At 47.1% G+C, this 12,868-nt stretch carries 8 protein-coding genes; 6 read left to right on the forward strand and 2 right to left on the reverse strand.

All coding sequences use genetic code 11. The features are described 5' to 3' along the window. Positions 1-56: 56 nt before the first annotated feature. Positions 57-479 carry a DCC1-like thiol-disulfide oxidoreductase family protein gene (locus tag QUA43_RS27680; RefSeq protein WP_333378514.1) on the reverse strand — a complete coding sequence of 141 codons (423 nt, stop codon included), beginning with the start codon at positions 477-479 and terminating at the stop codon, positions 57-59. A gap of 154 nt (positions 480-633) precedes the next feature. Further along, positions 634-3,714, reverse strand: a complete 3,081-nt coding sequence (locus QUA43_RS27685; protein WP_333378516.1) for a PAS domain S-box protein — start codon at positions 3,712-3,714, stop codon at positions 634-636. 666 nt (positions 3,715-4,380) lie between these two features. Between QUA43_RS27685 and QUA43_RS27690 the strand changes: the two genes are divergently transcribed. The 6 genes from QUA43_RS27690 (at position 4,381) to QUA43_RS27715 (ending at position 12,752) form a co-directional block, all read left to right on the forward strand. Beyond that, positions 4,381-5,574: an NAD(P)/FAD-dependent oxidoreductase gene (locus QUA43_RS27690; protein WP_333378519.1), complete on the forward strand. Its 1,194-nt coding sequence runs from the start codon at positions 4,381-4,383 to the stop codon at positions 5,572-5,574. A gap of 178 nt (positions 5,575-5,752) precedes the next feature. Continuing rightward, positions 5,753-7,669, forward strand: coding sequence for a S9 family peptidase (locus QUA43_RS27695; protein WP_333378522.1), 1,917 nt, complete (start codon positions 5,753-5,755; stop codon positions 7,667-7,669). 91 nt (positions 7,670-7,760) lie between these two features. Continuing rightward, on the forward strand, positions 7,761-8,477 hold the full coding sequence (locus QUA43_RS27700) for an HAD-IA family hydrolase (protein ID WP_333378525.1): 717 nt from the start codon (positions 7,761-7,763) through the stop codon (positions 8,475-8,477). Positions 8,478-8,751: 274 nt separating this feature from the next. Further along, a complete protein-coding gene (locus QUA43_RS27705) occupies positions 8,752-9,375 on the forward strand; it encodes a DUF3859 domain-containing protein (protein ID WP_333378527.1) in 624 nt (207 codons plus the stop codon). Positions 9,376-9,532: 157 nt separating this feature from the next. Next, the gene (locus QUA43_RS27710) at positions 9,533-11,287 is read left to right on the forward strand and encodes an asparagine synthetase B family protein (RefSeq protein WP_333378529.1); all 1,755 of its coding nucleotides are present in this window, start codon (positions 9,533-9,535) and stop codon (positions 11,285-11,287) included. 244 nt (positions 11,288-11,531) lie between these two features. After that, positions 11,532-12,752, forward strand: a complete 1,221-nt coding sequence (locus QUA43_RS27715; RefSeq protein ID WP_333378531.1) for a decarboxylase — start codon at positions 11,532-11,534, stop codon at positions 12,750-12,752. Positions 12,753-12,868: the final 116 nt, after the last annotated feature.

A 12,868-nucleotide genomic window follows, 5' to 3' on the forward strand; every position in this document is an offset into this window, starting at 1 on the left:
ATCGCTTCTACACGAAGTCCACTCCAAGCGGACTAAGAAATAAGCTGGATTTGGTATTAGTCCCGATTGTCGCAATTGTCGATCGACTTACAGCCAACTGCATAAACAGATTTGTAAGTAGTCGATCGCTTACCAAACAAAGTATAGCGGTTATCGCGGACTTGTTCGTACACGCGATCGCCCATCCACTTCATCCCCGGCATTGCCCGATAAGCAGCCACAAACACCTCGCCAACAGGCAATATCCTTCCGATTTCCTCCGCCGCATCGCTGCCTTGCCAGCGGCGTTCTGGATTCTCCGCATCTATCAAAATCATCCCCATTTCGCAGTCACCAGAAGTTATCCCAAAGCGCTCTAATTCCTCTAAATCTTGCATCGAAATATACTCAAAATTCTGGCCTTTATCTAAGTTTTCTAGTAACTGCACCAAGGTAACGCAGAGATTGCAATTGCCGTCGTAAATTACGTTATATTTCATTAGTTGACTGTTGACTGTTGACTGTTGACTAATGACTGTTGACTGTTGACTAATGACTACTGACTACTGACTACTGACTACTGACTACTGCCAACTGACTACTGACTACTGACTACTGCCAACTGACTACTGCCAACTGACTACTGACTACTGACTACTGACTATTCCCCACAGGAATCTCGATCGCAAATTCCGTGCCTTGACCCGGTGCAGAATCGCACTTAAGCTGCCCGCCGTGCTTTTCCACCACAATTTGATAGCTAATCGACAGCCCCAAACCAGTACCTTTACCAGGTTCTTTCGTAGTAAAAAACGGATCGAACAGCCTTTTGTGAACATCTATCGGAATCCCCGGGCCGTTGTCAGCAATCCGAATCACAATATGAGAAGGATGCCGAATCGAAGCATCAGAAACAGCAGAATCTGCCTGCATCAAAGCATCCTGTTCATATTTTACATCCGTACAAATCCGCAGCGTCGGCGAAGGACAATAAGGAATAGGCGCCAGTTCCCCGTCCGCCCACTGTTCAGTCTCCATTGCCTCTTCCAAAGCATCAATTGCATTGCCAATAATATTCATAAAAACCTGATTCAACTGTCCTGCATAACACTGTACGCGCGGCAAATTGCCGAACTCTTTGAGCAGCACAATTTTAGGACGCCCTGCCGTTTCTTTCAACCTGTGCTGCAAAATCAACAAAGTGCTTTCAATCCCTTCGTGAATATCCACCTGCTTTTGTTCGGCTTCATCTAAGCGCGAAAAATTTTTTAGTGACAGCACAATTTGGCGAATTCGCTCTGCTCCCATTTTCATCGAATTTAACAGGTTCGGCAAATCTTTGAGCAGAAAATTTAAATCGACATCATCTATTTCTTGTTGAATTGCCGGTGTTGGGTGCGGGTATTCCTGCTGGTAAAGTTGGAGCATTTTTAGCAAGTCTTTAAAGTAATCGTCAGCGTGCATGACGTTGCCGTAAATAAAGCTAACTGGATTGTTGATTTCGTGAGCTACCCCAGCGACTAATTGCCCCAAACTTACCATTTTTTCATTTTGAACCATCATGCTTTGAGTTTTATGCACGTCCCGCAGGGCTTTTGCCAATTCTTGATTTTTAGTCCTCAATTGACTTTCGGAAAGCTGCACCGCTTCTTCGGCGTGTTTGCGATCGGTAATATCTTTGCGAATTGCTACATATTGATGGGGTTCTCCGCTGGTATTTAAGCAAGGTACAATCGTAGTATCTAACCAGAAGAATGTGCCGTCTTTAGCTTGATTTTTCATTTCTCCCCGCCAAACCTTTCCCTGACGGATGGTTGACCAAAGCTGCTTGAAAAAATCGGCTGGGTGATAGCCAGAATTGACAAGTCTGTGGGTTTTGCCGATCAGTTCTTCTCGGGAATATTTAAATTGTTCGCAAAATTGATCGTTGACATAGGTAATGGCTCCGAATTCGTCGGTATTCGAGACAATTGCCGATTGATCCAAAGCAAATTTTTCAAATTCCAACTCTTTGAGAGTTTGGCGCAATTCTGCTTCGGCTTGTTTGCGATCGCTAATATCGGTAATCATCCGCAAAACCCCGGAAAAATTGCCCTCAGCGTCGAACATCGGCGTCGCCGACACGATCGCCCACAAGTGAGATCCGTCTTTCCGAGTAAACTTAAAATCGTGGCGTTCGCGAATGCCTTCCCGCCTGCGCTGGACGTAACTTTCAGCTATTTCCCTAGACTCTCCGTCAATAAACTCAAATAGCGATCGCCCCAGCATTTCCTCCACAGTATACCCCAGCATTTCCGCCATCCGAGAGTTAGCAAAAGTCGTGATACTTTCGCTGTCAAACATCCAAACGCCCTCCGAAGCCGTCTCGACAATGCAGCGGTAATAATTCTCCCTCTCCCTGAGTGTTGCCTCTGCTTGCTTGCGATCCGTAATATCAGTTTGCACCGCAATAAAACCTTCGAGTTCCCCATTTTCTTGATAAATTGGGGCGATCGAAAGCGCCACCCAATAACCCCTTCCATCCTTTTTGTAATTGTAAATTTCCTGATTAAACGGCACGCCTGCCGCCAAAGCCGATCGCAGTTGAGCAATAGTTAGCGGGTCTGTTTGAGCGCCTTGCAGTACATCACCCGGTTTTTTTCCCTGCACTTCTGCCAGCACATAACCGCTAATCCGAGTAAATCCTTCATTCACCCATTCAATGCAGCCTTGAGCATCAGTAATAATCACACCATTTTGCGTTTTTTGAGCCACAATGGCCAAGCGCGATAATTCTGTTTCAGTTTTTTTGCTTTCTGTAATATCTTCAGCAATACCCAGAATGTACTTAGGCGCGCCCGACTCGTCAAACAAAGGAACTTTTTTCGTGTGCAAAATCCGCTTTCCCCGGTGTGGAAGTTGGATAGTTTCTTCTGGCAAGTCAATACCTTTTCTCGTTGCAAGGACTTCTAAATCTTGTGCTTGCAAGTAATTTGCCTCCTCTGACTGCAACAAGTCAGCAGCATTGTTTAAGAGAACTTCATCCCTCGAATAGCCAAACAATTCTTCGCTAGCAGTATTCCAGTAAATAAATTTTTGCTCTACAGCATCTTTAATAAAGACACTAATCGGCAGATTTTGCAGTACCGCATTCAGAAAATCTTGAGTGTTTCGCAGGTTTTCCTCAGCTCGCTTTCGTTCCGTAATATCCAAAATTACTCCGTCGAGATAGACAACCCGACACAGAGAATTTGCGATCGGCGAAATCGGCGAAATCGGCGAAACCACAGCCGACAAAAAGCCCTCAATTTCCCCTTGTTCCTCTTGTCTTCCTCTATCCTCTTCCGCCTCGCAGCAAACAGCTTTGCCTTTTTCGTAAACCCAGCTAATGCCGCCGTCAGCCCGGACAATCCGGTATTCAAGGATGTACGGAGTTCTGGTTTCTACATTTTTTTGGACAACAGCCTCCACATTTTTGCGGTCTTGAGGATGGATAATGCTGGCAAAAGAACGGACGCGATCGTTAATAAAATCAGAAGATGGATAGCCTGATATTTCTTGAACAGCCTCGCTCAAAAACGCCATTGCCCTTGTTAATTCCCCGGCGTCCGTATACTCGCAGGTACAGCGGTAGACAGCACCGGGAATATTAGCTACTAAATTTTTATATCGTTCTTCGCTTTTTAACAAAGATGAGCTGTCTTCGTGATTGTGATCGCTGTTCTTAACTTTAGAAGAATTGGAAGAAATTTGCATGGTTTTTTTTCACTTGTGAGTGCGGGGGCAAGTGGTAGAGTAGATGACCCTATAAAAAGTGAATTTAATGTGCGAAATAATTCGTTATAAACTAATATAGTACAAAATTAGTTCTGCGAACATTCAGAAAATTTGAGGGCGGGTAATAGGTAAAGCTAATCAAGGCTAGAGATGTAGAAAATAGTTCGGAAACGCATTGTCTAACGGATTTAATGGATTTAACTCACGCCCAGAGCACAATTATCAAGAACAGGCAAGAGGCCTGTTCCACAACAAGTGCATTTTTTTGTGAAGAGAACTATTATCAAGAACAGGCAAGATGCGTGCGTAAGTCCTGCCTTATTGAGAATGGTGCAACCTATGAGTTAAATTCACATCTTGCACCATTCTCAATAAGCCTTTTCTGAACAGGCTTTCCGGCCTGTTCCACAAGAAAATCTATTCTTTGTGGAACAGGCCGGAAAGCCTGTTGCTGACAATGGTGCAGCATCTCAGTTTAACGGATTTAACGGATGGATGTTGAGGTTCGAGGGAAATAGGGAAGATTTTCTCACTTTCCCACTCTGCGACTCTCCCACTCCCCCACTCTCCCCCTTCCCCACTCCCTCACTCTCGTTACAATAAGATAAGTTGCCTTGCTACCGTGAGCCCCTCAAACAAAACACCATGACTCAACAACAACCCCGGATTTGCATTCTCGGCGGAGGCTTCGGCGGACTCTACACAGCCCTGCGCTTGAGTCAGTTACCCTTCTCCAAAACCGAAAAACCAGAAATTGTCCTAGTTGACCGTCGCGATCGATTTTTGTTCGTTCCCCTGCTGTACGAACTCCTGACCGGTGAACTCCAAACCTGGGAAATTGCCCCACCGTTTGCCGAACTCTTGGAAAACACAGGCGTGCGCTTTTGTCAAGGTACTGTCTCCGGCATCGATGTGGAGGAAAAGCGAGTGCAGTTGCACGACGGGCCAGAAATTCCGTGCGATCGCCTGGTTTTAGCTTTAGGTGGCGAAACCCCCCTAGATATGGTCAAGGGTGCGGTTGAATATGCTTACTCGTTTCGCACTCTCGACGACGCCTACCGCTTAGAAGAAAGACTGCGGTTTTTAGAAGCCAGCAACACCGACAAAATTCGGGTGGCGATCGTCGGTGCCGGTTATTCAGGAGTAGAATTAGCTTGTAAATTAGCCGATCGACTCGGAGACAAAGGTCGCGTGCGGTTAGTCGAGCAAGGGGACATGATTCTGCGGACATCACCGGAGTTTAACCGCGAAGCCGCCACCAAAGCTTTAGAAAAACGGAAAGTGTGGATCGACTTAGAAACAGAAGTAGAGGCGATCGAAGCGGACACAATATCCTTACTTTACAAAGGACAATTAGATGTTCTCCCCGTAGACATAGTGCTGTGGACAGTAGGAACTCAAGTTAGTCAAGCAGTGCGATCGCTACCCCTCAAACAAAACCGCCGCGGTCAATTAATAGTCAATTCGCAAATGCAAATTATCGACCATCCAGATATATTTGCCTTGGGAGACTTAGCTGAATGTCACGATGCAACTAATCAAAAAGTCCCCGGAACAGCCCAAACAGCCTTCCAGCAAGCTGACTACACCGCCTGGAACATTTGGGCCTCCCTCACCGGCCGCCCATTACTTCCTTTCCGCTATCAGCCGCTAGGAGAAATGATGACATTAGGAATTGACAACGCTACCCTGGCCGGTTTAGGAATTAAACTCGACGGACAACTAGCCCACATTGCTCGCCGCTTAGCTTATCTCTATCGGATGCCAACATTTGATCATCAGCTAAAAGTTGGTTTCAATTGGATTAGTAAACCGATTCAGGATTTGCTTAAAAGTTAGTTGATTGTAGACTGTTAACTGTTGACAGTTGACGGTTTATTATTGATTGTAGGACTTATGAGGGCGGTTCCGAAACCGGGTTTTTCACGAAAATACTTCAATACTACGCGCATATTTGGTAAAAACCTGGTTTTTTCTGTCGGAGTGTAGATTCAGAGAATATTAGGCACGATAAAAAATGCAAAATTCCACATTTCAAAAGCCAAAAACTGAAATTCCACCGTTGATAGAGCGGGAGATTCTGTTCGGAAATCCTGAAAAAAACCGCCCCCAACTTTCACCCGACGGCAAGTATCTCGCCTACATTGCACCCGACGAAAACAATGTCTTGCAAGTGCGACTCCGTACCGTAGGTCAAGCAGACGATCGCCAACTGACAGCAGATAAAAAACGGGGCATCCGCATCTTTTTCTGGACTTACAGCGGCGAAGAGCTCATTTATCAGCAAGATATTGATGGTGATGAAAAATGGCATTTATTCTCAGTCAATATTCAGTCAAACCTGGTGCGCGACTTGACACCATTTCAAGGTGTTCGAGCTCATCTGATCGCCGTTGACCGCAACTTCCCTAATGAAATCTTAGTGGAAATGAACATCCGCGATCGGCGCAAACACGATCTTTACCGCATCAACCTGCAAAACGGTGCCGTTGAACTCGACACCGACAACCCAGGAAACATCGTCAATTGGGCTGCTGACGCCCAATTTCAAGTGCGGGCGGCCACAGCCACAACTGCCGAGGGCGGTAAAGAATTGCTATGGAGGGAAACTGCGGACAAGTCTTGGGAAAGCCTGCGAAGCTGGGGCCCCGATGAGGAAGGTGGTGCCGTCATGTTTTCAGAAAACGGCAAAATTCTCTACATCCGAGGCGATCACGATGCTAACGCGGAACGTTTGATCGCGCTAGATTTGGAAACCAAGCAAGAAACCGATCTCGCCTCTGACCCAGAATACGATGTCGGTGGCATTGTCGTACACCCCACGAAGCGAGAGATTCAGGCGGTTTCCTTCTACAAGGACAAGCAAGAGTGGCGGATTTTAGACCAAAGCATAGCAGAGGATTTTGAGGCGATCGGCAAATTGGGCCCCGGCGAATTCTCCATCACCAGCCGCAACCTCGCCGATACCACTTGGCTAATCGCTTACAGGACAGACGACGGCCCAGTTTACTACTATGCCTACGATCGGGCCTCCAAAACCTTCACCTTTCTGTTCAGCAACCAACCCAAACTCGAAGGGCTACCGCTATCATCAATGGAACCCATTTCTTACACTGCAAGAGATGGTTTAACGATTCACGGCTACCTGACAAAACCTGTCGGCGTCTCAACACCAGTACCTGCAGTCTTGCTAGTTCACGGTGGCCCCTGGGCACGCGATACCTGGGGTTACAATCCACAAGCCCAATGGCTGGCAAACCGAGGTTACGCCGTTTTGCAAATCAATTTTCGCGGTTCCACCGGCTACGGCAAAGCCTTTCTCAATGCCGGCAATCGCGAATGGGCAGCTAAAATGCACGACGACTTGCTAGATGGCGTAAATTGGCTGGTAGAAACAGGAATTGCCCTACAGGATAAAATTGCGATTATGGGCGGTTCTTACGGTGGTTATGCCGCCTTAGTCGGATTGACTTTTAGTCCCGATGTTTTTGCCTGCGCTGTCGATATTGTCGGGCCAAGCAATTTGATTACATTGCTGCAAACTATTCCCCCTTACTGGGAACCGAGAAAAGCAAGTCTGTATCACCGCGTCGGCAATTTGGAAACAGAACCAGAGTTTCTGAAATCGATCTCCCCTTTATCTTTTGTCGATCGCATCCAGAAACCTTTGCTAATCGCCCAAGGTGCTAACGACCCGCGAGTGAAAGAAGCAGAAAGCGAGCAAATTGTCAATGCCATGAAGCAAGCCGGCAAACCTGTAGAATACGTGCTTTATACAGACGAAGGACACGGATTTGCGCGACCGGAAAATCGCCTGCACTTTTATGCGATCGCCGAAGAATTCCTAGCCAAATATTTAGGAGGCAGATTTGAACCTGCGGGCAACATTGCCAATCATTCTGGTGTAGTGAATCCGCAAACAACTCACAACTGAAAATTTTTGTAGTGAGGACTTCAGTCCTCAAATCTAAAATCCTAGGCAATCAAGACGAAAGTTCTTACTACAAACAAATAACAAATAACAAATGACCAAAGTAATTTTTTTAGACGCCGCCGGTACACTATTTGATGTTCGCGGCAGCGTCGGCGAGGTATACGGACAAATAGCCCAGAGGTTTGGAGTAACTGTTAAGAGTGAAGAGTTAAATGCAGCATTTTCCCAAAGCTTCGCCTCAGCAAGCCCGATGGCATTTCCAGGGATAGAAGCGGCAAAAATTCCCCAATTAGAATTTGAGTGGTGGCAAACAGTTTCCGCAAAAGCATTCAAAATAGCAGGCAGTTTCCACCAATTTTCAGACTTTTCCACATTCTTTGTGGAACTCTACGCTCATTTTGCCACTGCCGAACCTTGGTTCGTCTATCCAGACGTTTTGCCAGCATTAAATAAGTGGCAGGAACAAGGAATTGAATTAGGAGTAGTCTCGAATTTCGATTCCAGAATCTATGCAGTCTTAAAATCACTCAATTTAGCTGACTATTTCACATCAGTGACAATTTCTACCGAGGTTGGTGCAGCAAAACCAGACTCTCAAATTTTTACTGCTGCTTTCCAAAAGCACAACGGCACTGCCGAGAATGTGTTGCATATCGGCGACAGCTTCAAAGCCGATTATTGTGGTGCTAAAAATGCAGGATTAAAAGCAATTTGGTTGAATCGCCAACAGGAAAAAATAGATTCAGGAAAGTTGAATTTAACTGATTTCCAAAAAATAGAAGAGTTTCCTAGTTTAGATTTTATATAAGTCAGGATTTATTCACTCGTACAAAGAAACTTGTTTTTTTACCTAATATGCGGGTTGCAATGAAGTATTTTTGTAAAAAACCCCGGTTTCTGGGCACCAATGCTAAGTCCTATAAATATGATTTTTATGAGGTCAAGGTTATGATTTTTATGAATTGACTTTGAGAGCTATTTATTGAATAATATGGATAATTTAACCACAGAGAGCGCAGAGGGCGCAGAGGAAGAGAAGAGAGGGGTGATTTATATATCTAATTTTAAGTGGAAAGAAATTTATGGAACCTCGACTTACTCAAACTCAATTAGCACAGGTAGTCGCTGAAATCGACAAGTTATCGCAGCAGCGCGAGTTAGAATTGGCCCCAGATCAGGTAAGAGAAATTTTACGGGAGTTGAATCTGCCTGATGAGCTTTTAGAAGATGCGATCGCCCAAATGCGCCGCCGCGAAGTCCTAGAAAAACAGCAGCGACGGAATCGCTGGATCGCGATCGCCTCGACAGTTGTTGTCATCTCTGCGATCGGTATAGGCGTACTGTTCGGGCAAAATCAGCAACAAAAAACTGCTCAAGTTGTGGGAGGAGAAGACAGGATTGCCCTATCTCAAAAGGGCGGTGACAGCCTTACTCAAGTCAACCGTCAAATCAATCCCCGCATCTACTACCAGGTGACGTTGCAAAATGCTCCGATCGGTCGTGAGTTGTCTTTACAATGCGACTGGATTAATTCTAGAGGTCAAACTGTGCATCAGGGCAGGTATCAAACTCGCACGATCGATACAGCGGTTTGGAATACCCACTGCTATTACGATCTCGGATCTGCTGCAGCCCCAGGCAAATGGGAAGTTCGGATGTCCCTGGATGGGCGCGCGATCAGCAGTGAATCTTTCACGGTGAAATAGATGGTGAAATAAATAGACTTATCCAAAAAAGCCTGTTTTGAACAGGCAAGATGCCTGTTCCACCATGATTATTGGAGATATCTAAATAGACTTATCCAAAAAAGCCTGTTTTGAACAGGCAAGATGCCTGTTCCACAATAATTATTGGAGACATCTAATGGGTGCGATCGACAAACCTTCACATTTTATCGGCTATTGGGGAGAGGGCGATTGCACAAAAACGCTCAGCCGTTTAGTCCCAGATTACTGCATTCGGCAGGGCAAATTATCCGAGTGGGCGATCGCCTCTGCATCTGTACTCACGGCTGACACAGTGACGCTAAATGCTTGCGGGCGATTTGGGCCAACCGATTTACCGGGAGATGCTTGGGCTGCGGTAGAAGCCGAACAGCTACGGCTGGGGCGCGATCCGTTTGGGCGAGTGCCGCTTTATTGGATGCAGTTGGGAGAAACTATTTGGTTTTCGACGCGGATGCAATTGCTGCTACCGCTGATTGCTTCCCCTCAAATTAGCCCGATCGCCCTACACAGTTATGCTTGCTTTTCCTACGTGCCCACGCCGTTAACGCCGATCGAGCAAATTGCATCCGTAGCAGCCGGAACCGAGATAATTTGGGAAATTGCCGATATTAAGGATCTGCCGAAAGTGAGATCGCTGCCATCGGCTTGGCAAGAAGCGCCCCAACTACTGCGCCGTGAGGATGAGGCGATCGCACAATTGCAAGGGCTGTTGCAACAGGCGATCGATCGACAAGTAGCCGATTTGCCGATCGACGAACCCGTAGGCGTTTTACTCTCCGGTGGCATCGATTCTTCCCTGGTGACGGCGCTGCTAGTCAAAGCGGGCTTGCAGGTGCGCGCCTATGCCCTCGATTTTGGCGTCGAAGCCTATTCCGAACTGCCCTACGCCCAACAGGTGGCGGACTTTTTTCAGATTCCGCTGATCCGAGTGGCGGCGACGGGCGATGCAGTGTTGCGGGCGATCGGGTCAACCGCCAAAGCCCTCGATTTACCCTATGGAGATGGCACGACGGCTGCACTGTTTTTGCTCAAACAGGCGGCGGCGCAAGACGTGCGAGTTGTATTCAATGGCGAGAATGGCGATCAGCTATTTGCCGGATGGACAAACAAGCCTTTGATTGCACACGGAGTTTACAGTGCAGAACATCCCGCCGGAAAAGAAACCTTTGAACAGCAGTATTTGCGGACGTTTCAGCGATTTTATGGTTATGAAAAACAGATTTTTTCGCCAGAAATGCTCGATCGCATCCAGTCTCACGATTTGAGCGTTTACCTGCAAGACGCGATCGATCCCGGTTGTTTGTCGAAGAGGTGTCCTTCCCTGCTAGCGAGGCTGAGGCGCGCTTCGCTGATGCTCAAAGGTGCCCAAAATATTCAGCCGAGGGCAACGGCATTGGCGTTTGCTTGCGGTTTGTGGGTGCGATCGCCCTTCTGCGACCCCGACCTCACAGCATGGACGTTTCAACTCCCTGGCGAGCTTCTGCTGCAAGGTGCGTGCGAAAAATACATCCTCAAAAAAGCCTCCGAACGCTGGTTGCCACCGGAAATTGTCTGGCGGGAAAAGCGCGGGATGGGTGTGCCGTTGAAGGTTTGGTATTACCGGGAGTTTTGGGCTGCGATCGGCGATCGGCTGAATCCGAATCTGTTGCGATCACAAAATTGCTGGCAGCCTTATTTGGCCGACGCGATGTTATCGGGACAACTCGGAGTTGCTATGCGCGATCGCTATATTGGCAATAATCTCTGGCTGCTGCTGATGTGGCAGGCATGGCGAACCGAGGTTTTAGGCGAAATTCCGGGCAAGCGATCGCTGGATCATGTGTTTTGGTTGCCACCGGCGATCGGGCAACGCATTTGGAAATATCGAAGGAGGTTGACTGTTGACTGTTGACTGTTGACTGTTGACTGTTGACTACTATTCACTCGATTTTACAATCTTCCTTATTTCTTCTTCCTTCTTCCTTATTTCTTCTTCCTTCTTCCTTATTTCTTCTTCCTTCTTCCTTATTTCTTCTTCCTTCTTCCTTAATTTCTTCTTCCTTCTTCCTTAATTTCTTCTTCCTTCTTCCTTCTTCCTTAATTTCTTCTTCCTTCTTCCTTCTTCCTTCTTCCTTCTTCCTTCTTCCTTCTTCTATATGATTGAATCTTTGCTACAAAATGAAACCAAAATACATTCGCCGCCGTTCTCCGAAGCAATGGCCCAGCGACTTTTGTCAACCTATGGTTCGCCCTTATATGTGTATCAAGCCGATCGCCTCCATCAAACCCTTGAGCATATTACGCGATCGATCGACTATCCGCACGTTCAGTTTCATTTTGCTAGCGTCACCAACGGCAATATTGCTCTGTTGCAATTGATTCAGCAGGCTGGTTGGGGGCTGCACGCGAATACACCGGGCGATGTTTTTTTAGGACTGAAAGCGGGTTTTACGAGCGATCGCATTGTCTACACCGGCAGTAACCTCAACAGGGCGGATATTCAGCAATTGATCGAGTGGAAGATCGATCGATTTAACTTCGATAGTCTGTCGCAACTCCAAGATTTTTGCGAATATTCCGGGAGTCAACCGCGATCGATCCGTGCCGAAATTGGACTGCGCCTCAACTCACCGGAATTGACGGGAGACAGTCGGATTGGAGTACGTGCCGCCGAATTTGAAAAAGCCAACAAAATCGCGCAGCAGCAGGGGTTGAGGATTACTGGATTGCATTTTTATCGGGGGACTGGAACTAACGCCACCAGTGCTTTTACGCAGGCGATCGATCGCCTAATTGCGATCGCCCAACTGTTGCCAGATTGGCGAACCCTCGATTTTGGCGGTGGTTTTGGCTATCCCTATCGAGGCGGTGCGGTGTTTGACTGGCGGGAGTTTGGTGCGGCGATTACTGAACGATTGAGTGCGCTATCTCGCCCGATCGAGTTGGTGATTGAACCGGGACGATCGGCGATCGCAGGTTGTGGCGTTTTGCTTGCGAAAGTTGTGTCGGTGAAGTGGTTGGGCAATCGGCAAATAGTCGGAGTCGATACCACTGTATCAAATCTATCCGTGCCTGCGGTACACGGAGGCTATCGGGCGATCGCAACTTGGGAAACCGACGATGTATCGCGACATGAAACGGATATTTGCGGCAACACAACTTATTCGCGGGATTATTTGGGGCGCAACTGTTGGCTACCGAAACTCAAAATTGGAGATGCGATCCTGATTTTGGATAGCGGGGCTTACGGCTATGCGATGTCGTCGCATTTTCTGCACCGCCCCCGCCCTGCTGAAGTGTTGATTGATGCTAAGGGCGATCGATTAATTCGACAGCGAGAAGACTATTCTATCTTGTTAAACGGGCAAATCTTTTAATAGGGCATTGGGCATTGGGCATTGGGCATTGGGCATAGTTTCTTCCTTCTTCCTTCTTCCTTCTTCCTTCTTCCTTCTTCCTTCTTCCTTCTTCCTTCTTCCTTCTTCCTTCTTCC

The sequence above is a fragment of the Microcoleus sp. N9_B4 genome, assembly GCF_036701635.1.
In the GTDB taxonomy this organism is placed as follows: Bacteria; Cyanobacteriota; Cyanobacteriia; order Cyanobacteriales; family Microcoleaceae; genus Microcoleus.

Excerpts from the sequence above, each read along its gene's own strand:
- QUA43_RS27700 (WP_333378525.1), top strand. The coding sequence starts at position 7,761 with ATGACCAAAGTAATTTTTTTAGACGCCGCCGGTACACTATTTGATGTT.
- QUA43_RS27710 (WP_333378529.1), top strand. The coding sequence starts at position 9,533 with ATGGGTGCGATCGACAAACCTTCACATTTTATCGGCTATTGGGGAGAG.
- QUA43_RS27680 (WP_333378514.1), bottom strand. The coding sequence starts at position 479 with ATGAAATATAACGTAATTTACGACGGCAATTGCAATCTCTGCGTTACC.
- QUA43_RS27685 (WP_333378516.1), bottom strand. The coding sequence starts at position 3,714 with ATGCAAATTTCTTCCAATTCTTCTAAAGTTAAGAACAGCGATCACAAT.
- QUA43_RS27690 (WP_333378519.1), top strand. The coding sequence starts at position 4,381 with ATGACTCAACAACAACCCCGGATTTGCATTCTCGGCGGAGGCTTCGGC.
- QUA43_RS27695 (WP_333378522.1), top strand. The coding sequence starts at position 5,753 with ATGCAAAATTCCACATTTCAAAAGCCAAAAACTGAAATTCCACCGTTG.
- QUA43_RS27715 (WP_333378531.1), top strand. The coding sequence starts at position 11,532 with ATGATTGAATCTTTGCTACAAAATGAAACCAAAATACATTCGCCGCCG.
- QUA43_RS27705 (WP_333378527.1), top strand. The coding sequence starts at position 8,752 with ATGGAACCTCGACTTACTCAAACTCAATTAGCACAGGTAGTCGCTGAA.